The sequence below is a fragment of the Micromonospora sp. NPDC051141 genome, assembly GCF_044455765.1.
Classification (GTDB): domain Bacteria; phylum Actinomycetota; class Actinomycetes; order Mycobacteriales; family Micromonosporaceae; genus Micromonospora.
In genome coordinates, this window is the sequence record NZ_JBITFD010000007.1 from 1 (window position 1) to 19,953 (window position 19,953).

The following is a 19,953-nucleotide window of genomic DNA, read 5'->3' on the forward strand; positions in this document are numbered from 1 at the left end:
GGCACCGTCAGGCGCACAAGACAAGTTCTGGCTGCTCGCGGGGCGGGGGCCTCAATCGCGGCGCCGGAAGTGTGTGCAACGACCGGGGACCCACCACCATTCCCCGGCGGGGGCCGGCGGCGGGGGCCGCTTGCCTTCCTCGGCCGTGCACCGGGATACAACGCCACCACCCCCCGACCCATTCCACCGTCGGGGTGCCGCCCACCACCAACCAACCGGACAAACCTCTCAGCCCACGCACTCGGGTTCCGCCCCGGCCCCCGCACCGCTCCGGCGGAGCACCCACGGAGGTGCCTCAGGACCGCCCAGACACCCACCCCGTTCCACCCACCGCCGACCAAACGCCGAAGGGTGGAACACCACGGGTGCCTCAAGGCCACGCAGACACCCATGACGTTCCACCCACCAGGAACTCCCCGCCCCGCATGCGACAAGCGCCAGCGATCATGAGGTTAACCGGACCTGGTGCCCGATTTGTCGGCGCCAACTTCATGATCGACGCAGACGGGGCAGGCGGGCCGTCCCGGGATGGGTTACGGCTCGAACTTGTAGCCCAGGCCCCGGACCGTGACGATGTAGCGCGGCGCGGACGGTTCCGGCTCGATCTTGGAGCGCAGCCGCTTCACGTGCACGTCGAGCGTCTTGGTGTCGCCCACGTAGTCGGCGCCCCAGACCCGGTCGATGAGCTGCCCCCGGGTGAGCACCCGGCCGGCGTTGCGCAGCAGCAGCTCCAGCAGCTCGAACTCCTTGAGCGGAAGCTGGACGCCCGCGCCCTCCACGGTCACCACGTGCCGCTCGATGTCCATCCGGACCGGGCCGGCGGCCAGCGTCGGCGCGCCCGACTCGCTCGCCTCGGTGCTCTGCCGGCGCAGCACCGCCCGGATCCGGGCGACCAGCTCACGGGGCGAGTACGGCTTGGTCACGTAGTCGTCGGCGCCGATCTCCAGGCCGACCACCTTGTCGATCTCGCTGTCCCGGGCGGTGACCATGATGATCGGGACGTGCGACCGCTGGCGGAGCTGGCGGCAGACCTCGGTGCCCGACATCTCCGGCAGCATCAGGTCGAGCAGCACGATGTCGGCGCCGGTCCGGTCGAACTCGGTGAGGGCGGAGGTGCCGGTCGCGGCGACCGAGACCTCGAACCCCTCCTTGCGGAGCATGTAGGACAGGGCGTCGGAGAACGACTCCTCGTCCTCGACCACCAGTACGCGGCTCAACGGGTGTTTCCTTTCCTGTGGTCAGACCTGCCGGAGCTCGGCCGGGCCGGCCTCGATCCCAGCGGAGGCGAGTGTCGCCTCCAGGTCGTCCGGGGGGCGGGCAGGCAGCCGGAGAGTGAACGTCGAGCCCCCACCAAGGGTGCTCGACACATCCACCCGACCGCCATGGTTGCTGGCGATGTGTTTCACGATGGCCAGCCCCAGGCCGGTGCCACCGGTCGCCCGGGAGCGGGCCTGGTCGGCGCGGTAGAAGCGCTCGAAGATCCGGTCGACGTCGTTCGGGGCGATGCCGATGCCCTGGTCGGCCACCGCGATCTCGACGTGTTCGTCGGTGGCCCGCGTGGTCACCCGGACCGTGGTGTCCTCGGCCGAGTAGGTGACCGCGTTCTCCACCAGGTTGGCCACCGCCGTGGCGAGCTGGCTGTCGCTCCCGTACGCGGTCAGGCCCCGCTGCCCGGCCACGACGATCTCCACCCGGCGGGCGGTGGCCGCGGTGCGGGTCCGGTCGATCACCTCGGCGAGCACCCAGTCCAGCGAGACCGGCTCGGGCGGGGGCTGGGGTTCGGCGCCCTGGAGCCGGGTCAGCTCCAGCAGCTCCTGCACCAGCCGGCCGAGCCGGGTCGACTCGTGCTGGATCCGCTCGGCGAACCGCCGCGCGGCGATCAGGTCCTCGGACAGGCCGGGCCCGTCGTCGGCGGCCGGCTCGGTGGCGTCCACCAGCGCCTCGGCGAGCAGTTGGAGCGCGCCGATCGGGGTCTTCAGCTCGTGGCTCACGTTGGCCACGAAGTCGCGGCGGACCCGGGCCAGACGGTGCGACTCGGTGACGTCGACCGCCTCGATCGAGATGTAACCGGCGCCGAGTCCCATGGCCCGCAGGTGCACGCCGAGCGGGTTGTCACCGGCGCTGTCGCGACCTCGGGGCAGGTCCAGCTCGATCTCGCGCCGCACGCCCGTGCGGCGGACCTGACCGGCCAGCGTACGGATCAGCGGGTGCGCCGCGATCGAGCCCGGCGTCGCCCCGGCCCGGAGCAGGCCCATCGCGCGGGCCGCCGGATTCACCAGCACCGGCACGTCGTTCGGGTCGAGCACCACCACGCCGGCGCGCAACGAGTCGATCGTCTTGCGGCCGAGCCCGGAGAGGCCCCCCTGCGCTTCGTCCGGAATCGTCGGCCTCCCTGCGTCCCGGCGGGCGGTCCCGCCGCCCCGCGACGCCCACCGGCGCCGCCACTGCTCCACCGGCCCGGACAGCATCGACCCGGCGACCAGTCCGGTCACCAGCGCCACGGCCACCGCGATGGCCACCGCCCATTCCACCCGGCGATCGTAGGGTCATTGTTAACCCAGGGATCGGTCAGAAGGGGATGAATCACTCTCGCTTCCGGGAATGTTCACCCACGGGTCCCGCGTCGTTCATCCGCGTTCACCCTGGTGCCGGCCGCCCGGCCTACCGTGGGGCGCGCACCTGCTCATGCCGTACCCGAAGGAAGTGACGATGCGCGACGAGTTCCGGGCCGACCTGCAGATTGTCAGCCAACTGCTGGTGGACATGGCCGAGGCGGTGCGCGCGGCGATGCGGCAGGCCACCAGAGGGCTGCTCACCGCGGACCGCGTGGCGGCCGAGACGGTGATCGCGCGGGATGCCGAGATCGACGATCTCTACCGGCACGTGGAGGAGCGGGTCTGCGACCTGCTGGCGCGACAGGCTCCGGTCGCCTCCGACCTGCGGGCCATGATCACCGCGTTGCACGTGGCGGCCGACCTGGAACGGATGGGCGATCTGGCCGACCACGTGGCCAAGACGGCGTTGCGCCGGCACCCCTCCCCCGCGGTGCCGGCCGAGCTGCGGCCGGTCTTCACCGACATGGCCGGCATCGCGGACCGGATGGCCGAGAAGATCGGCGCGGTGCTGGCCAAGCCCGACGCCGACGTCGCCGCCGAACTGGACCGCGACGACGACGTGATGGACGACCTGCACAAGAGCCTGTTCGGCGTGCTGCTCGGCGACGACTGGCCGTACGGGGTGGAGACCGCGATCGACGCGACGCTGCTGGGCCGCTTCTACGAGCGCTTCGCCGACCACGCGGTGAACGCCGGTGAGCACGTGGTCTACCTGATCACCGGATCCTCGTCCGCCTGACCCGACCCGCACCGGGGGGGGGAAGAAGGGGTCCCTTCTCAACAGGGGAGTGTTGAGAAGGGACCCCTTCTCTACCAGAGGCGTCAACAAGGGGCCCGGCCTTACATCAGCGGCCCTGGTTGGCGACCGCGGCGGCAGCCGTCTTGGCCGCGTCGGGGTCGAGGTAGGTGCCCCCGAGCACCTGGGGGCGCAGGTCGGCGTCCAGGTCGTAGCGCAGCGGGATGCCGGTCGGGATGTTCAGCTTGGCGATGGCCTCGTCGGAGATCTGGTCGAGGTGCTTCACCAGGGCGCGCAGCGAGTTGCCGTGCGCCGCCACCAGCACCGTCCGGCCGGCCAGGATGTCCGGCACGATCGAGTCGTACCAGTAGGGCAGCATCCGGTCGACGACGTCCTTGAGGCACTCGGTGCGCGGCATCAGCTCGGTCGGCAGCAGCGCGTACCGGGGGTCGCCGACCTGCGACCACTCGTCCGCGTCGTCGATCGGCGGCGGCGGCGTGTCGTACGACCGGCGCCAGAGCATGAACTGCTCCTCGCCGTACTCGTCCAGGGTCTGCTTCTTGTCCTTGCCCTGGAGCGCGCCGTAGTGGCGCTCGTTGAGTCGCCACGACCGGCGTACCGCGATCCAGTGCCGGTCGGCGGCGTTCAGCGCCAGCTCGGAGGTGCGGATCGCCCGGCGCAACAGGCTGGTGTGCACCACGTCCGGCAGCAGGTCGTGCTCACGGAGCAGCTCGCCGCCGCGCCGCGCCTCGGTCTCGCCCTTCTCGGTCAGGTCGACGTCCACCCAGCCGGTGAAGAGGTTCTTGGCGTTCCAGTCGCTCTCGCCGTGCCGCAGCAGGACCAGCGTCCCGATGGTGGGCCCTTCGCTCGCAGTCATGCGGATCATCCTGCCGTACCGGCCCGGTGGACACGCGGGGACCGGTGGTGACGACCACCACGTGGAAATGCGGGTGACCGGCGTTCCGGCAGGCCACTAGGTTGTAAGGCGTCTGAGTTTGATCGGTCATTACCAACGGGGGGCGTCGGGGATGCGGACGGTACAGGGCTGGTTCCGGGACACGGCGGGCGGCTTGCCGCGTTCCTTCTGGTACCTCTGGACCGGCACGCTGATCAACCGGCTCGGCTCGTTCGTGCTGATCTTCCTCGCCATCTACCTGACCCGGGAGCGGGGCTTCTCGGCGGTCCAGGCCGGCCTGGTGATCGGCCTCTGGGGTGTGGGTGGCGCGATCGGCACCACGGTCGGCGGCACGCTCACCGACCGCTGGGGGCGGCGGCCCACGCTGCTGACCGCGCACCTCGGCGCGGCCACCATGATGGTCGGGCTCGGCCTGGCCCGCCCACTCTGGGCGGTGGCGGCGGGCGCGTTGCTGCTCGGCCTGTTCGCCGAGGCGGCCCGCCCGGCGTTCGGCGCGATGATGGTCGACGTGGTCCCGGAAAAGGACCGGCTCCGCGCGTTCTCGCTCAACTACTGGGCGATCAACCTCGGCTTCGCCTGCGCCGCCGTGCTGGCCGGGCTCGCCGCCCAGGCCGGGTACCTGCTGCTCTTCCTGGTGGACGCGACCACCACGCTGGTCACCGCGCTGATCATCTTCACCCGGGTCAGGGAGACCCGGGTCGCGCCGACGGTCGTGGTCACCAAGGGCGCGGCGGTTCCGGCCGGCGCGCTGCGCACCATCCTCCGGGACCGGGTCTTCCTCGGCTTCGTGGCGCTCAACCTGTTCGCCGCGCTGGTCTTCCTCCAGCACATCTCGATGCTGCCGATCGCCATGGGCGACTCCGGGCTCAGCCCGGCCACCTACGGCTCGGTGATCGCGCTCAACGGCGTGCTCATCGTGGTCGGGCAACTCTTCGTGCCCCGGCTCATCTCCGGCCGCAGCCGGTCGCACGTGCTGGCGTTGTCCGCGCTGATCATGAGCGTCGGGTTCGGGCTGACCGCGTTCGCGGACACGGTCTGGCTCTACGGCCTCACGGTGCTCATCTGGACGCTCGGCGAGATGCTCAACTCGCCGTCCAACGCCACCCTGATCGCGGAGCTGTCGCCGGCCGCGCTGCGCGGGCGCTACCAGGGCGTGTTCTCCCTCTCCTGGCAGCTCGCCGGCGCCAGCGCGCCGATCCTCGGCGGCCTGCTCCGGGAGCAGGCCGGCAACACCGCGCTGTGGCTGGCCTGCGCCGCGATCGGCGCGCTGACCGCGATCACCCACCTGGTCTCCGGTCCGGCCCGGGAACGGCGGGCCGCCCAGCTCCGCGCCGCCGGCACCCCGGTCACGCCGGTCACCCTCACCCGCACCCCGGCGCCGGAGTCCGCCGAGGCCGCGGCGGCGTCCCCCGCCGCGCCGGTCCGGACCGGTTCCTGAGTACGCCGCGCGCACCCGTGACGGACGCGGTCGCTACCGTGTCGGAAGGGATCAGTAAGGAAACCTTCCTGGAGGACGGGTGCGCGGCCTGCGACGCTGGTGGGACGACACGGCCGGCGGGCTGCCCGCCACCTTCTGGTACCTCTGGTCCGGCCTGCTGATCAACCGGGCCGGCGCGTTCGCGCTGCTGTTCCTGTCGCTCTACCTCACCGCCGCGCGGGGCGCCTCGCCGTCGCTGGCCGGGCTCGTCGTCGGCGCCTACGGGATCGGCGGCGCGGCCGGCACGCTGCTCGGCGGCGTGCTGGCCGACCGCTGGGGCCGGCGGGCCACCCTGCTCGCCGCCCACCTCGCCGCCGCCGGGCTGATGGCCGCGCTGGCGTTCAGCCGGCACCTGGCGGTGATCGCCGTGCTGGCCACGCTGGTCGGGGTGGCGCACTCGATGCCGAGCCCCGCGTTCGTGGCGGCCATCGTGGACGTGGTGCCGGAGGCCCGCCGGTCCCGCGCGTTCAACCTCCAGTTCTGGGCGTTCAATCTGGGCATAGCGGTCGCCTCGCTGCTGGCCGGGGTGCTCGCCGAGGCGAGCTTCCTGGCGCTGTTCCTGGTCGACGCCGGGGCCACCCTGGCGGCGGCGGTGGTCATCGCGCTCAGGGTGCCGGAGACGCTGCGCCACCGCCCGGCGGTGACCCCGGAGGCGGTGGTGGGGCGGCGACCCGGGCTGCACACCGCGCTGACCGACCGCACCTTCCTCGCCTTCGTCGCGCTGACGTTCCTGCTGGCGGTGCTGACCATGCAGACGTCGACGATCATGCCGTTGGCGATGCGGGCGGACGGCCTGCGCCCGTCCGCGTACGGGCTGGTGGTGGCGCTCGGCGGGGCGCTGATCGTGGCCGGGCAGCTCTTCGTGCCACGGCTGATCGAGCCGTACCGGCGCTCGACCGTGCTGGCCGTCTCGACCGGGCTGATGGCGCTCGGCTTCGGCACGCTGACCGTCGCCGACGGGCTGCCGCTCTATCTGGGGGCAGCGGTGGTCTGGACCGCCGGGCAGATGCTCGCCGCGCCACCGAACGCGCAGATCAACGCGGATCTCGCGCCACCGGAGCTGCGCGCCCGTTACCAGTCGGTGTTCTACCTGACGTTCCCGGCAGCGTCCTTCGTGGCGCCGGCGCTCGGCGGGCTCAGCCTGGAGCGGCTCGGCGACCGGCACTGGCTGGTGGTGGGCGGGCTGGGCCTGCTGGCCGCCGCCGGCCACCTGATCGCCGGGCCGCCACGGGAGCGCCGGGTCGCCGCGCTGCGGGCCGCGTCCCGACCGGTGGAGACGATCCGCCGGTGAGAACGGCCGAGCGCCCACCCCGACCCCCGTCGAGATGGGCGCTCGCACCGTACGCCCGGCGGCGGCGGGCGACACTCACCCCCGTAAGCGTCGCCCGCTCGCGCCGCCGGTTTCCCCGGGCGGCACCGTCCCCCAACGGTGTGCTCCGCCCGATCTTCGCGTCGCACCTGCGCGGATCTGATCGATCCGCCGCTCCCCCGAACGAAAACAAGCGCGACGCGGTGCAATAAAGTTAGTTCGCCCGGATTCCGGATTCAACCCGGATCGCTGTCTTACCCGTCACAGCATCCGTGTCGGGAATCCGGCTGTCCCTGCTACGGCCTCCCGGGGTGGCCAACACGCGGATTCCCGCCGGCCATTCCCGTAAACCTCAGCCGTCCTCGCGATTCGGGTTCTCGGTACGGAAGAAGTTGCTCTGCCGACCGTCCCGCAACTGCTCCTGGTAGATCAGATTGAGCCGCCGTGAGTCGAACGTCCGGAACCAGGCGTCCCAGGTGATCTCCCGGAGCCGGCTGCTCTCCCGGTAACCCGGCAGGTTGAACGTCAACACGCCGGGCCGGTCGCCCCGCTCGGTGCCGGCGATGGTGGCCGGTTTCGCGCCCCGGGCCCGCGCCCAGCGCTGGATCACCTCGTGGTTGCGGGTCACCAGGCTGCGCCCCGGGCGCTCCGGACGGTCCGCGAGAGACGTGATGAGCTGGGACGATCCGATCGACCGGCTGGACGCCGGCCCGCGCGTCGGCGCCGCCTGCGCCCGTGCCGGGGCCGACTTCCGTGCCGACGCCGCCTTCGCCCGGGACGAGGTGGCCCCGGCCCGCGCCGACGCCGCCTTCGCCCGGGAGGGCACCGCCCTGGCCCGCGCCGGTGCCGCCTTCGCCCGGGAGGGCACCGCCCCGGCCCGCGCCGGTGCCGCCTTCGCCCGGGCGGCGGTCGCCTTCGCGCGGGCGGGGGCCGCCTTGCGCGTACCCGTCGCCTTGGCCCGGGCGCCGGTGGCCCGGGTGGCCGGCGCGGCCTTGGCCGCCGACGTGGCCTTCCGGCGGGCCGGCGTGGTCTTCCGGGCGGCGGTCTTCTTCGCGGCGGTGGTGGTCTTCTTCGCCGCCGCCGGGCGACCGGCCGGGCCGGTGCTCCGCCGGGCCGCGCCGCCGCGCCCCTCCGCGCGCATGGTGCGCGCGAGCGTCTTCACCAGTTCCGGCTTGCGCAGCGTGGAGGTCCCGGAGACCCCGCGCCGGCGGAGCTGGCCCCGGATGTCGTCGACCTTCATCCGGGAGATCTCGGACTCCGACACCTGCGGGGTGTTCGGCGTCCGGTTACCGGTGTGCCGCTTGGTCCGGGTCGCGGTCGTGCCGCGACCTGAGCTGTTGCGCTGAGCCATGGGACACGCTCCTCGACAGTCCGTCCTCGGCGCGCGGCGGGTCCCGATGCTCCGCACCGCGCGAGGCGGCATACCCGTCAGGCGGGGCCTGAACCTCCGGCGGCCGGGCCGGCCGGGGTCGACGGCTCGAAGAGATGGGCGAACGCGGCCAGGTTGGCGGTCGACTCGCCGCGCTTCACCCGCCACTCCCACTCCCGGCGGATGGCGGCCCCGAAGCCGATCTCCAGCATGCTGTCGAACGACTCGTCGGCATAGGTCAGCACGGAGCCGAACAGGCGGTCCAACTCGTCGGCGTCGAGCCCGGCCAGGTTGACCCGGCCGGTCAGGTAGACGTCGCCGACCGCGTCGATGGAGAACGAGACGCCGTACATCCGCGCGTTGCGTTGCAACAGCCAGGCCCACAGCTCCTCGCGGCGCTCGTCGGGCTGGCGCATCACGAACGCCTCGATGCGCAGCGCGTGCTCGCCGACGATCAGGTTGCAGATCGTCTTGAGCTTGTGCGTGCCCGGCAGGGTCACCGCGTACGACGCCTCGCCGGTGGACTCCCACTCCAGCTCGCGCTCCGCGCAGACGGCCTCGATCAGCGCGGCGACCTCACTCGTACGGCTCATCGCGTCCACTCTACGGTCGGCCGGGCCTCCTCGCCCGACGGGCGGTCACCAGGAGCAGCTCAGCGCCGGGTCGCCGAGCCGGCCGGCCAGCCGGGCCCGGTGCTCGGTGATCGCCTCCCCGTAGACCGCGAGCAGCCCGGCGACGGTCCGGTGCCAGGAGAAGTCGCGGGCGTGCCGCTCGGCGCCCCGGGCCAGCACGGCGCGACGCCTCCGCTCGGGCAGCAGGCGGGCCAGGGCGTCGGCCCAGTCGACCGGGTCGTGCCCGTCGATAAGCATCCCGCTGACGCCGTCGCGTACCGCGGTGACCAGCCCGCCCACGGCGGCGGCCAGCACCGGCGTGCCGCATGCCTGCGCCTCCAGCGCGACCAGCCCGAACGACTCGTTGTGCGACGGCACCGCGACCAGGTCGGCGGCGCGGTAGAGCGCGGGCAGGTCGTCGCCGGTCCGCGGCGGGAGGAAGCGGACCCGGTCGGCCACGCCGAGCGAGTGGGCCAACTCGATCAGCGCGGTGGGCCGGTCCAGCCCGCTGCCGCTGGGGCCGCCGCAGATCACCACCGTCAGCTCGTCGGCGAGTGCCGGGTCCCGCTCGCGCAGCGCGGCGACGGCGCGGACCAGCACGTCCGGGGCCTTGAGCGGCTGGATACGGCCGACGAACGCGACCACGTAGCCGTCGACCGGCAGACCGAGCCGGCGGCGGGCGGCCCGGGTCGCGGCCTCCCGGTCACCGGCGGCCGGGCGGAACCGGTCCAGGTCCACGCCGGGTTCCACCACGGCCACCCGGTCGGGGTCGGCGGCGTACCTGTCGAGCAGGTCGCGGGCCTCCACCCGGGTGTTGGCGACGAGCCGGTCCGCCTCGGCGACCACCTGCTCCTCGCCGATCACCCGGGCCTTCGGCTCCGGCCGGTCACCGGTCGCGAGCCGGGCGTTCTTGACCTTGGCCAGGGTGTGCGCGGTGTGCACCAGCGGGACGCCCCAGCGCTCCTTGGCCAGCCAGCCCACCTGGCCGGAGAGCCAGTAGTGCGAGTGGATCAGGTCGTAGTGGCCGGGCGGGCGGGCCGCCTCGGCACGCAGCACGCCGGCGGTGAACGCGCAGAGCTGCCCGGGTAGCTCCTCCTTGGTCAGCCCCTCCAACGGCCCGGCGGTGACGTGCCGGACGGTCACCCCGGGCGCCATCTCCACCACCGGGGGCAGGTCACCGGCGGTGGCCCGGGTGAAGATCTCCACCTCGACGTCGGCCTCGGCCAGCCGCCGGGCGACCTCCAGGATGTAGACGTTCATGCCGCCCGCGTCGCCCGTGCCGGGCTGGTGCAGCGGCGAGGTGTGCACCGACAGGGTGGCGATGCGACGTGGCCGGGGCCACGGCAGGGCACCTCGCTGACGACCGACACCGGTGTGCACATCCGCCACGTCCGCTCCCTCTGTCACGGTTGATGCCGTCCCGCACGACCGGCGCCTCTTGGTCAACCCGTACGCCGGGTGTCATCTTCCCCATCGGGGTTCGGAAATGCCTGCCGCGGGTTCCCGGGCGTGACGGACCTCATCACGTCGCGGACCGCGACGGCGGGTGAGAATGACCGGATGACCTCAGTCGCCATCGTCACCGGAGCGTCCAGCGGGATCGGCGCGGCCACCGCCCGCCGGCTGGCCGCCGAGGGTTTCCACGTGCTGGCCGCGGCCCGGCGTACCGACCGGCTGGCTGCGCTGGTCGCCGAGATCGAGGCGGCCGGCGGCGCGGCCACCGCGGTGGCCTGCGACGTGACCTCGGACGAATCCGTCGCCGGCCTGGCCGCCGCCGCGGACGCCGCGCCCGGGCCGGTCACGCTGCTGGTGAACAACGCCGGCGGCGCACGCGGCCTGGACCCGGTCGAGACCGCCGACGTCGGCGACTGGCAGTGGATGTACGACGTCAACGTGCTCGGCACGCTGCGGGTCACCAAGGCGCTGCTGCCCGCGCTGGAACGCTCCGGCGCCGGCACCGTGGTGATCGTCAGCTCGACCGCCGGGCACGTCGTCTACGAGGGCGGTGGTGGCTACACGGCGGCCAAGCACGCGCAGACGGCGATCGCCGGCACGCTCCGCCTGGAGTTGTGCGGCCGGCCGGTCCGGGTGGTCGAGATCGACCCGGGCATGGTGCGGACCGAGGAGTTCGGCCTGGTGCGGTTCGACGGTGACGCGGAGCGCGCCGAGGCGGTCTACGCCGGCGTGGCCGAGCCGCTTGTCGCCGACGACGTGGCCGACTGCGTCGCCTGGTGTGCCACCCGCCCGCACCACGTCAACGTCGACCGGCTCGTGGTCCGCCCGCTGGCCCAGGCCGCGCAGCACAAGGTGCACCGGGTCTAGCGTGAAGCGCGAGGAGTGAGCCGGGTCCGGGAGCCCCGCACCCGCGAACCGGGGAGGCGCTGATGAAGCCCCTGGGCGTCGTCACCCGCGGCACGACGAACCCGAACCGGCTCCGGCGGGTGGACAACTGGATCGTCGGGGCCTGCGGCGACGCGCTCCGCGCCGCCGCCGACCCGCTCGTGGTGGACCTCGGCTACGGTGCCACCCCGGTCACCCCGGTCGAACTGCGGGCCCGGCTCGCGACCGGCGTCCGCGCGGACGTGCGGGTGGTCGGGCTGGAGATCGATCCGGTACGCGTGGCCGCCGCCCAGCCGGCCGCGGACCCGCCCGGGCTGACGTTCGCCCGGGGCGGCTTCGAGCTGGCCGGGTTGCGTCCGGCCCTGGTGCGGGCGTGCAACGTGCTGCGCCAGTACGACGAGAGCGAGGTCGCCGACGCCTGGCGCACGATCACCGGGCAGCTCGCGCCGGGCGGGCTGCTGGTCGAGGGGACCTGCGACGAGCTGGGCCGGCTCGGCGCCTGGGTGCTGCTGGACGCCACCGGCCCGCGCACGCTCACGCTGGCCGCGAAGCTGACCACGCTGGGGAGCCCGGCGTCGCTCGCCGAGCGGCTGCCGAAGGCGCTGATCCACCGCAACGTGCCGGGTGAGCGCGTGCACGAGCTGTTCGGCGCGCTGGCGCACGCCTGGCGCTCGGCCGCCGGCTACGCCCCGTTCGGCCCCCGCCAGCGCTGGCTGCGCACCCTGGCCGCCCTGAAGGAGGCCGGCTGGCCGGTCCAGGACCGCCCCCGGGCCTGGCGTCACGGCTACCTGACCCTCCCCTGGCCCGCCATAGCCCCCACCGACGGGGTCAGAGGGTGCAGTTGACCAGGACGGGTTCGGGGTGGAGGGGGATGCCGAAGCGGGCGTGCACGCCGTCGCGGATCTCCCGGGCCAGGGCCACCAGTGCGGCGGTGCTGGCGGTGCCGGACCGGTTGGTGAGCGCCAGCGTGTGCTTGGTGGAGATGGCGACGCCCTCCGGGCCGGCGTACCCCTTGCCGAAGCCGGCCCGCTCGATCAACCAGGCCGCGCTGATCTTCACCACGTCACCGGCGCCCGGCCAGGCCGGCGGCTCACCCACGCCCAGGCCGGCCGTGCGCGCCCGGAGCAGCTCGTACGCCTCGCGGTCGAGCACCGGGTTGGTGAAGAACGAGCCGACCGACCAGGTATCCGGATCGGCCGCGTCGAGCACCATGCCCTTGCCGGCGCGCAGTCGACGCACGGTGGCCCGGGTGTCGGCCAGAGGCGCCCGGTCCCCCACCTCGACGCCGAGCGCGCGGGCCAGCTCGGCGTAGCGGATCGGGGCGGACAGCGGCGAGCGGGTGAGCCGGAAGTCGACCGAGAGCACCACCCAGCGGTCGCTGTACTTGAAGATGCTGCCCCGGTAGGCGAACCCGCAGTCGGCCGCCGGGATGCGGACCACCTCGCGGTGCGCGCGGTCGTACGCCTCGACCGCGACGATCGTGTCGGCCACCTCCTGGCCGTACGCGCCGACGTTCTGGATCGGCGTCGCGCCGGTCGAGCCGGGGATGCCGGAGAGGCACTCCAGGCCGGCCCAGCCGCGCTCGACGGTGGCCGCGACCAACTCGTCCCACGGCTCGCCGGCGGCGACGCGTACCGTGACGGTGTCGCCGTGCTCGGCGACGACCGTGAGGCCCCGGGAGCGGACGAGCACGACGGTGCCGGGGAAGCCCTGGTCGCCGATCACCACGTTGCTGCCGCCGGCCAGCACCAGGACGGCCTGGTCGCGGGCCTCCGCCTCGCGAATCTTCCGGACGATCCCGGCGGCGTCGCCGGCGATCTCCAGCCGGCCGGCCGGGCCGCCGAGCCGCAGCGTGGTGTAGCGCGCCAGGGTCGCCGGATCGGTCGGTCCGGCGGCGGTCGTCGGTTCGGCGTAGACGTCTGGCACGCCTTTCACCCTAGGCTGAGGGGTAGCCGTGGCACCCACTGGTGGCCCGGTCACCCCCGGGAGGATGGCGATGAGCAGACTGCACCACACGAAGGACTTCTGGATCGGCGCGTTGCGGACGGAGGGGCCCGCGTTCGCCACGGCGGTGGCGGAGGCTCCTCCCGAGACACCCGTGCTGTCCTGTCCCGGCTGGACGGTCACCGATCTCGCCCATCACCTGAGCCGTGCCTACCTCTGGGTGGGCACGGTGCTGACCGCCGGTGGGACGGCCCGTCCGGAGCGGCACGAGGTGGAGCCGCCGGCCGGTCTCACCCCGGCCCAGTGGTACGCCCAGGAGTACGAGCGGCTGACCGCGCTCCTGGAGGGGCTGGACCCGGAGGCGCCGGCGTGGAACTTCGCGCCCCAGCCGAAGAAGGCCGGTTTCTGGCCGCGTCGGGTGGCGCACGAGACGGCGGTGCACCGTTGGGACGCCCAGCTCGCCATCGGCGCGGGCGACCCGATCGAGGCCAAGCTCGCGGCCGACGGCGTGAGCGAGGTGCTGGACACCTGGCTGCCGGCGGGCCGGCGGGTGCGGTCCGGCCAGTGGCACGGGGTGGTCCAGTTGACCGCCACCGACGCCGCGCAGGAGTGGTACCTGCGGTTGCGGGGCGAGGGGGTCGCGCTGCTGGACACCGCGACGATCCTCGACCACGACGACCACCGGGCGCGGGCGCAGGTGACCGGCACGGCAAGTGATCTGCTGCTGGCGCTGATGGGTCGGATCAGCTTCGACACGCTGGGCGTGGCCGGTGACCGCACGCTGTTGGACGGGCTACGGGTGGGCTGACCGAGGCTGCGATACCGGGCGGAGAGGGGCGGGATCGACCCCTCTCCGCTTTTTTCGGGCACTAAGAGAGCGCTCTCTTGACAGGATCGAGGGCATCGACCACGCTCTCGTGAGAGCGCTCTCTGAGTACCGGAACCGCCCTCCACCACCCCTTACGACCCCGAGAGGTCAGGACAGCATGCTCACCTTCACGCGCCGTCGACTGGCGGCGGTGGCCCTCGTCGCCGCCACCGCACTGCTCGGCGCCACCGGCTGCGGCGGCGGCGACGAGCCCGCCGCCGACGGGCCGGTCACGCTCACCGTCGACGTCTTCGGCCAGTTCGGCTACGCGGATCTCTACCAGGAGTACATGGCCAGCCACCCCGACGTGAAGATCGTCGAGCGGGGCACCGGCAGCAACCTCGACGAGTACTCGCCGAAGCTCACCCAGTGGCTCGCCGCCGGCAAGGGCGCCGGCGACGTGGTCGCCATCGAGGAGGGGCTGCTGGTCGAGTACAAGGCCAACCCGCAGAACTTCGTGAACCTGCTCGACCACGGCGCGGCCGACCTGAAGGGCAACTTCCTCGACTGGAAGTGGAACCAGGGGCTCACCGCCGACGGCAAGCAGCTCATCGGTCTCGGCACCGACGTCGGCGGCATGGCCATGTGCTACCGCAAGGACCTGTTCGCCAAGGCCGGCCTGCCCACCGACCGGGAGGCCGTGTCCGCGCTCTGGCCCACCTGGCAGGACTACGTCAAGGTCGGCGAGCAGTTCACCGCGAAGAAGACCGGCGCCGCGTTCCTCGACGCCGCGACGAACACGTTCAACACCATCCTGCTCCAGACCGCCGGCAACACCAGCGGCTACAGCTACTACGACACCAGCAACAACCTGGTCGTGGGCAGCAACCCGGCGGTACGGCAGGCGTACGACACCACGATGGACATCATCGACTCCGGGCTCTCCGGCAGGTACGGCTCCTGGTCCGAGGAGTGGGTCTCCGCGTTCAAGCAGTCGAAGTTCGCCACCATCGCCTGCCCGGCCTGGATGACCGGCGTGATCGAGGGCAACGCCGGCCCGGCCGCCAAGGGCAAGTGGGACATCGCCCAGATCCCCGGCAACGGCGGCAACTGGGGCGGCTCCTTCCTCGCCGTGCCGAAGCAGAGCAAGCACCAGGCCGAGGCGATCGAGCTGGCCAAGTTCCTGACCAGCGCCAAGGGTCAGATCGGCGCGTTCAAGCTCAAGGGCCCGCTGCCCTCCTCCCCGCAGGCGCTGGCCGACCCGGCGATCGTCGACTCGAAGAACGCCTACTTCTCCGAGGCCCCGGTCGGCAAGATCTTCGCCGAGGGCGCCAAGAGCCTGAAGCCGGTCTACATGGGCCCGAAGAACCAGGCCGTCCGCACCGAGGTGGAGAACGCCGTGCGCACCGTGGAGCTGGGCAAGCGCTCCCCGCAGCAGGGCTGGACCGACGCCGTCGCCAACGCCGAGAAGGCCGCCGCCAAGTAACCCGGGCAACGCGTGCGGGCGGTCCCGGCGACGGGTGCCGCCCGCACGGCGGAAAGGAGTTCTCAGGTCATGGCCGTCCAGCTCGACGCCCGCCCGCCGGTCGCACCGGCCCCCCGGCACAGCCGTCCCGTCCGGGGCGCCCGGCTCAGCCGGTTCGACACGAAGTACTCGCCGTACCTCTACATCGCTCCGTTCTTCCTACTGTTCGGCGTCTTCGGGGCGTACCCGCTGGCGTACACGTTCTGGGTCTCGCTGCACGACTGGGACCTGCTCGGCGCGGAGCACCCGTTCATCGGCCTCGACAACTACAGCCAGCTCCTCGCCGACCCGGACTTCTGGCACTCCGTGGTCAACACGCTGGGCATCTTCGTCATCTCCACGGTCCCGCAACTGCTGGCCGCGCTCTGGCTGGCCAACCTGCTCAACCGCCAGCTCCGGGCCCGCACCACGTGGCGGATGGCGGTGCTGGTCCCGAACGTCACCTCGACCGCCGCGGTGGCGATCGTGTTCGCGGTGCTGTTCGGCCGCGAGTTCGGCATGATCAACTGGCTGCTCGACCACGTCGGCGTGAGCGCGATCGACTGGAAGGCGAACAGGTTCGCCGCCTGGGTCGCCATCTCCACCATGGTCGACTGGCGGTGGACCGGCTACAACGCGCTGATCTTCCTGGCCGCCATGCAGGCCATCCCGCGCGACCTGTACGAGTCGGCGTCGATCGACGGCGCCGGCCGGGCCCGGCAGTTCTGGTCCATCACCGTGCCGCTGCTCAAGCCCACCATCATCTTCGCGGTCATCATCTCCACCATCGGCGGCCTGCAACTCTTCACCGAGCCGCGGATGTTCAACTCCGGCACCAACGCGATCCGCGGCGGGCCGCTGCGCGAGTCGCAGACCGTGACCATGTACATGTTCGAGAACGCGTTCGCGCCGCACTACAACTTCGGTTACGGCTCCGCCATCGCCTGGCTGCTGTTCGCGCTGATCGCGGTGGTCGCGGCGATCAACGTCCTGCTCCTGCGCCGGCTCGGCGGCGGCTCCCGCAAGGAGGTCTCCCGATGACCCGCGTCTGGTCGGCCAGCCGGCTCACCTACCTGGCCCTGGGGCTGTCGGCCCTGCTGTCGATCTTCCCGATCTACTGGATGTTCGTGGTGGCCAGCCGCACCAGCGACGCGATGGGGCAGGTCCCCCCGCCGCTGACCCCCGGCGGCAACCTCGGCGCCAACATCGCCCGACTCTTCGACAACACCGACGCGTACTTCCTCACCGGCCTGATCAACTCGACGATCGTGGCCGTCACGGTGACCGTCTCGGTGGTCTTCTTCGCCACGCTGGCCGGATTCGCGTTCGCCAAACTGCGCTTCCGCGGTCGCAACGCGCTGCTGCTGGTCATCGTCGCCACCATGATGGTGCCCACCCAGCTCGGCGTGATCCCGCTCTACCTGCTGATGACGAAGTTGAACTGGAACGACCGGCTGCCCGCCGTGATCGTGCCGGCGCTGGTCACCGGCTTCGGCGTGTTCATGATGCGGCAGTACGCCGGCCAGGCGGTCAGCACCGAGCTGATCGAGGCGGCCCGGATGGACGGCTGCAACACCGCCCGGATCTACTGGAACGTGGTGCTGCCCGCGCTGCGCCCGGCCGCCGCCGTACTCGGCCTGCTCACGTTCATGACCACCTGGAACGACTTCCTGTGGCCGTACGCGGTGCTCAACGACCCGGAGAACCCCACCGTGCAACTGTCGCTGCGGGCCCTCTCCGACGGTTACTACCAGGACATGTCGCAGGTGTTCACCGGCACGGCCATCGCCACGTTGCCGCTGCTGCTGGTCTTCGTCCTGTTCGGCCGCCAGATCATCGGCGGGATCATGGAAGGTGCGGTCAAGGCATGACGGATCTCCGATTTCCCGAGGGCTTCGTCTGGGGCGCGGCCACCGCCGCGTACCAGATCGAGGGCGCTGCCCGCGAGGACGGCCGCGGCCCGTCGGTCTGGGACACCTTCAGCCGTACGCCGGGCGCGGTGCACTCCGGCCACACCGGCGACGTGGCCTGCGACCACTACCACCGGTACGCCGAGGACGTCGCGCTGATGGCCGAGCTGGGGCTGGGCGCGTACCGGTTCTCGGTGGCCTGGCCCCGGATCCAGCCGGACGGCACCGGCCCGGTCGAGCCGCGCGGGCTGGACTTCTACGACCGGCTCACCGACGCGCTGCTGGCGCGGGGCATCGACCCGATCGTCACGCTCTACCACTGGGACCTGCCGCAGTCGCTTGAGGACCGGGGCGGCTGGACCGTCCGGGAGACCGCCGAGCACTTCGCCGACTACGCGGTCGCGGTGCACCGCTGCCTCGGCGACCGGGTCCGCACCTGGACCACGCTCAACGAGCCGTGGTGCTCGGCGTACCTCGGCTACGGCAACGGGGTGCACGCGCCGGGCCGGCAGGACGCCGGGGACGCGTTCCGGGCCGTACACCATCTGCTGCTCGGCCACGGCCTGGCCGCGCGGGCGCTGCGCGCGGCCGGCGCGGAGACGCTCGGGATCACGCTCAACCTGGCCGACGTGCAACCGGCCGACGCCGGCAGCGCCGCCGACGCCGAGGCGGTACGACTCGTCGACGGGCTGCACAACCGGATCTTCCTGGACCCGCTGACCGGCGCCGGCTACCCGGAGGACGTGCTGGCGCACGTCAGCCGGATCGTGGCGACGGACTTCGTGCGGGACGGCGACGAGAAGATCATCGCCGCGCCGCTGGACCTGCTCGGCCTGAACTACTACTCGCCCACCTACGTCGCCGGGCGGGCGGACGGCGCGGGCGGCAGCGCGTACCCGGGCACCGAGGGCGCGGTCGAGTTCCTGCCGGCCGCCGGGCCGCTCACCGACATGGGCTGGGCCATCGAACCGGCCGGGCTGACCCGGCTGCTGGAGCGGGTGGCCGCCGACCACCCCGGGCTGCCGCTGATGATCACCGAGAACGGCGGCGCGTTCCCGGACGCCACGCTCGACGAGACCGGCCGGGTGGCCGACGCCGACCGGACCGCCTACCTCGACGGCCACCTCCGCGCCGCGCACCGGGCCATCGCCCGCGGGGTCGACCTGCGCGGCTATCTCGTATGGTCGTTGCTGGACAACTTCGAATGGGCCGAGGGTTACCGGAAGCGGTTCGGGATCGTCCACGTCGACTACCTGACCCAGCGGCGCACACCCAAGCAGAGCGCCCGCTGGTACCAGGAGGTGATCGCCCGGAACGGGCTGTGACGAGGTGGTGGTAACGGGGATGACGACGGCACAACGGCCGACCCTGGAGGCGGTGGCCCGGCGGGCCGGCGTCTCCCGGGCCACGGTCTCCCGGGTGGTCAACGGCTCGACCACGGTCGCCGAGTCGATCCAACAGGCGGTCCGTCGGGCGGTCGAGGAACTCGGGTACGTCCCGAACCTCGCCGCCCGCAGCCTGGTCACCCAGCGCACCGACTCGGTCGCGTTGGTCATGCCGGAGGCGGCCACCCGGGTCTTCTCCGACGACCAGGTCTTCCCCGGCATCATCCGGGGCGCCGCCCAGGAGCTGGAGGCGGCCGACAAGCAGCTCGTGCTGATGCTGGCCGGCTCGCCGGCCGGGCACGAACGCGTCGAGCGGTACACCACCGGGCGGCACGTCGACGGTGTGCTCTTCGCCTCGCTGCACGGCGAGGACCCGCTGCCCGGCCGGCTCGCCCGGCTCGGCATCCCGGTGGTGTGCAGCGGCCGGCCGCTCGACGGCGCCGACGTGCCGTACGTCGACGTGGACCACGAGGGCGGCGTCACCCGGGCGGTGGAGCACCTGATCGCCACCGGCCGGCGGCGGATCGCCACCATCGCCGGCCCGCAGGACATGGTCGCCGGCATCGAACGGCTGATCGGCTACCGGGCCGCGCTCACCGCCGCCGGGCTGCCGGAGCGGGTCGCGTACGGCGACTTCACCCGGGAGTCCGGCACCGCCGCGATGCGCGAACTGCTCGCCGCCGACCCGGAGCTGGACGCGGTGTTCGCCGCCTCCGACCTGATGGCGCACGCCGCCCTGCGAGCCCTGCGTGAGGCCGGGCGGCGGGTGCCCGGGGACGTCGCGGTGATCGGGTTCGACGACATCGAGACGGCCGCCTACACCGAGCCGCCGCTGACCACCGTGCGACAGCCGATAGTGGAGCTGGGCCGGGCGATGACCCGGCAACTCCTGCGCATCGCCGCCGGCGAGCACGTCGAGCAGGCGCTGATGCTCCCCACCGAGCTCATCCTCCGCGACTCCGCGTAAGCGGGGCCACCTGTTGACGCATTCCGCATAGCAGGGGGCCCCGCTCAACAAACCGTTCGCGG

18 protein-coding genes are annotated in these 19,953 nt (G+C 72.6%); 11 read left to right on the forward strand and 7 right to left on the reverse strand.

Features of this window, described 5'->3' with window-relative positions; translation table 11 throughout:
• Positions 1-533 precede the first annotated feature (533 nt).
• Together ACIA6B_RS15065 and ACIA6B_RS15070 are read right to left on the reverse strand one after the other, a co-directional pair.
• Positions 534-1,217 (reverse strand): response regulator transcription factor, encoded by a 684-nt coding sequence (locus ACIA6B_RS15065; protein WP_107160420.1) that lies wholly within the window; start codon positions 1,215-1,217, stop codon positions 534-536.
• Positions 1,218-1,238: 21 nt separating this feature from the next.
• Positions 1,239-2,507, reverse strand: a complete 1,269-nt coding sequence (locus ACIA6B_RS15070; RefSeq protein ID WP_396774137.1) for a sensor histidine kinase — start codon at positions 2,505-2,507, stop codon at positions 1,239-1,241.
• 202 nt (positions 2,508-2,709) lie between these two features.
• On the opposite strand from ACIA6B_RS15070, the gene phoU reads away from it, so the two are divergent.
• Complete coding sequence (gene phoU / locus ACIA6B_RS15075; RefSeq protein WP_396773678.1) at positions 2,710-3,354, forward strand: phosphate signaling complex protein PhoU; 645 nt, start codon at positions 2,710-2,712, stop codon at positions 3,352-3,354.
• A gap of 106 nt (positions 3,355-3,460) precedes the next feature.
• On the opposite strand, the gene ACIA6B_RS15080 is transcribed toward phoU, so the two are convergent.
• On the reverse strand, positions 3,461-4,228 hold the full coding sequence (locus ACIA6B_RS15080) for a phosphoglyceromutase (protein ID WP_281938343.1): 768 nt from the start codon (positions 4,226-4,228) through the stop codon (positions 3,461-3,463).
• A gap of 151 nt (positions 4,229-4,379) precedes the next feature.
• Between ACIA6B_RS15080 and ACIA6B_RS15085 the strand changes: the two genes are divergently transcribed.
• Together ACIA6B_RS15085 and ACIA6B_RS15090 are read left to right on the forward strand one after the other, a co-directional pair.
• A complete protein-coding gene (locus ACIA6B_RS15085; protein WP_396773680.1) occupies positions 4,380-5,705 on the forward strand; it encodes an MDR family MFS transporter in 1,326 nt (441 codons plus the stop codon).
• Positions 5,706-5,784: 79 nt separating this feature from the next.
• On the forward strand, positions 5,785-7,035 hold the full coding sequence (locus ACIA6B_RS15090; RefSeq protein WP_396773681.1) for an MFS transporter: 1,251 nt from the start codon (positions 5,785-5,787) through the stop codon (positions 7,033-7,035).
• 370 nt (positions 7,036-7,405) lie between these two features.
• Here ACIA6B_RS15090 and ACIA6B_RS15095 read toward each other — a convergent pair whose 3' ends face one another.
• The 3 genes from ACIA6B_RS15095 to mshA form a co-directional block, all read right to left on the reverse strand.
• Complete coding sequence (locus ACIA6B_RS15095) at positions 7,406-8,293, reverse strand: hypothetical protein (protein WP_396774138.1); 888 nt, start codon at positions 8,291-8,293, stop codon at positions 7,406-7,408.
• Positions 8,294-8,481: 188 nt separating this feature from the next.
• Positions 8,482-9,015 (reverse strand): YbjN domain-containing protein, encoded by a 534-nt coding sequence (locus ACIA6B_RS15100; protein WP_396773683.1) that lies wholly within the window; start codon positions 9,013-9,015, stop codon positions 8,482-8,484.
• 45 nt (positions 9,016-9,060) lie between these two features.
• On the reverse strand, positions 9,061-10,422 hold the full coding sequence (mshA, locus tag ACIA6B_RS15105) for a D-inositol-3-phosphate glycosyltransferase (protein WP_396773684.1): 1,362 nt from the start codon (positions 10,420-10,422) through the stop codon (positions 9,061-9,063).
• Between the two features lie 171 nt (positions 10,423-10,593).
• Between mshA and ACIA6B_RS15110 the strand changes: the two genes are divergently transcribed.
• Both ACIA6B_RS15110 and ACIA6B_RS15115 read left to right on the forward strand, forming a co-directional pair.
• Positions 10,594-11,355 carry an SDR family NAD(P)-dependent oxidoreductase gene (locus ACIA6B_RS15110; protein ID WP_281938353.1) on the forward strand — a complete coding sequence of 254 codons (762 nt, stop codon included), beginning with the start codon at positions 10,594-10,596 and terminating at the stop codon, positions 11,353-11,355.
• A gap of 62 nt (positions 11,356-11,417) precedes the next feature.
• The gene (locus ACIA6B_RS15115; protein ID WP_396773685.1) at positions 11,418-12,218 is read left to right on the forward strand and encodes a class I SAM-dependent methyltransferase; all 801 of its coding nucleotides are present in this window, start codon (positions 11,418-11,420) and stop codon (positions 12,216-12,218) included.
• Here the strand turns inward: ACIA6B_RS15115 and ACIA6B_RS15120 are convergent.
• Positions 12,202-13,299, reverse strand: a complete 1,098-nt coding sequence (locus ACIA6B_RS15120; RefSeq protein WP_396773686.1) for a UDP-N-acetylmuramate dehydrogenase — start codon at positions 13,297-13,299, stop codon at positions 12,202-12,204. The genes ACIA6B_RS15115 and ACIA6B_RS15120 overlap by 17 nt on opposite strands.
• A gap of 70 nt (positions 13,300-13,369) precedes the next feature.
• Between ACIA6B_RS15120 and ACIA6B_RS15125 the strand changes: the two genes are divergently transcribed.
• The 6 genes from ACIA6B_RS15125 to ACIA6B_RS15150 all read left to right on the forward strand — a co-directional run bounded on the left by ACIA6B_RS15125 (position 13,370) and on the right by ACIA6B_RS15150 (position 19,891).
• Positions 13,370-14,125, forward strand: coding sequence for a maleylpyruvate isomerase family mycothiol-dependent enzyme (locus ACIA6B_RS15125; RefSeq protein WP_396773688.1), 756 nt, complete (start codon positions 13,370-13,372; stop codon positions 14,123-14,125).
• A 178-nt stretch (positions 14,126-14,303) separates the two neighbouring features.
• Positions 14,304-15,611, forward strand: coding sequence for an ABC transporter substrate-binding protein (locus tag ACIA6B_RS15130; RefSeq protein WP_396773690.1), 1,308 nt, complete (start codon positions 14,304-14,306; stop codon positions 15,609-15,611).
• Positions 15,612-15,680: 69 nt separating this feature from the next.
• Positions 15,681-16,670 carry a carbohydrate ABC transporter permease gene (locus ACIA6B_RS15135; RefSeq protein WP_107160442.1) on the forward strand — a complete coding sequence of 330 codons (990 nt, stop codon included), beginning with the start codon at positions 15,681-15,683 and terminating at the stop codon, positions 16,668-16,670.
• The gene (locus ACIA6B_RS15140) at positions 16,667-17,500 is read left to right on the forward strand and encodes a carbohydrate ABC transporter permease (RefSeq protein ID WP_107160444.1); all 834 of its coding nucleotides are present in this window, start codon (positions 16,667-16,669) and stop codon (positions 17,498-17,500) included. The genes ACIA6B_RS15135 and ACIA6B_RS15140 overlap by 4 nt, the downstream gene beginning before the upstream one ends.
• Complete coding sequence (locus ACIA6B_RS15145; RefSeq protein ID WP_396773693.1) at positions 17,497-18,864, forward strand: GH1 family beta-glucosidase; 1,368 nt, start codon at positions 17,497-17,499, stop codon at positions 18,862-18,864. The genes ACIA6B_RS15140 and ACIA6B_RS15145 overlap by 4 nt, the downstream gene beginning before the upstream one ends.
• A gap of 19 nt (positions 18,865-18,883) precedes the next feature.
• The gene (locus ACIA6B_RS15150; protein ID WP_396773694.1) at positions 18,884-19,891 is read left to right on the forward strand and encodes a LacI family DNA-binding transcriptional regulator; all 1,008 of its coding nucleotides are present in this window, start codon (positions 18,884-18,886) and stop codon (positions 19,889-19,891) included.
• Positions 19,892-19,953 lie beyond the last annotated feature (62 nt).

Coding starts and splice junctions, on each gene's coding strand:
- ACIA6B_RS15085 (WP_396773680.1), top strand. CDS start 4,380: ATGCGGACGGTACAGGGCTGGTTCCGGGACACGGCGGGCGGCTTGCCG.
- ACIA6B_RS15130 (WP_396773690.1), top strand. CDS start 14,304: ATGCTCACCTTCACGCGCCGTCGACTGGCGGCGGTGGCCCTCGTCGCC.
- ACIA6B_RS15095 (WP_396774138.1), bottom strand. CDS start 8,293: ATGAAGGTCGACGACATCCGGGGCCAGCTCCGCCGGCGCGGGGTCTCC.
- ACIA6B_RS15145 (WP_396773693.1), top strand. CDS start 17,497: ATGACGGATCTCCGATTTCCCGAGGGCTTCGTCTGGGGCGCGGCCACC.
- ACIA6B_RS15135 (WP_107160442.1), top strand. CDS start 15,681: ATGGCCGTCCAGCTCGACGCCCGCCCGCCGGTCGCACCGGCCCCCCGG.
- ACIA6B_RS15110 (WP_281938353.1), top strand. CDS start 10,594: ATGACCTCAGTCGCCATCGTCACCGGAGCGTCCAGCGGGATCGGCGCG.
- ACIA6B_RS15080 (WP_281938343.1), bottom strand. CDS start 4,228: ATGACTGCGAGCGAAGGGCCCACCATCGGGACGCTGGTCCTGCTGCGG.
- ACIA6B_RS15125 (WP_396773688.1), top strand. CDS start 13,370: ATGAGCAGACTGCACCACACGAAGGACTTCTGGATCGGCGCGTTGCGG.
- ACIA6B_RS15140 (WP_107160444.1), top strand. CDS start 16,667: ATGACCCGCGTCTGGTCGGCCAGCCGGCTCACCTACCTGGCCCTGGGG.
- phoU (WP_396773678.1), top strand. CDS start 2,710: ATGCGCGACGAGTTCCGGGCCGACCTGCAGATTGTCAGCCAACTGCTG.
- ACIA6B_RS15100 (WP_396773683.1), bottom strand. CDS start 9,015: ATGAGCCGTACGAGTGAGGTCGCCGCGCTGATCGAGGCCGTCTGCGCG.
- ACIA6B_RS15150 (WP_396773694.1), top strand. CDS start 18,884: ATGACGACGGCACAACGGCCGACCCTGGAGGCGGTGGCCCGGCGGGCC.
- ACIA6B_RS15115 (WP_396773685.1), top strand. CDS start 11,418: ATGAAGCCCCTGGGCGTCGTCACCCGCGGCACGACGAACCCGAACCGG.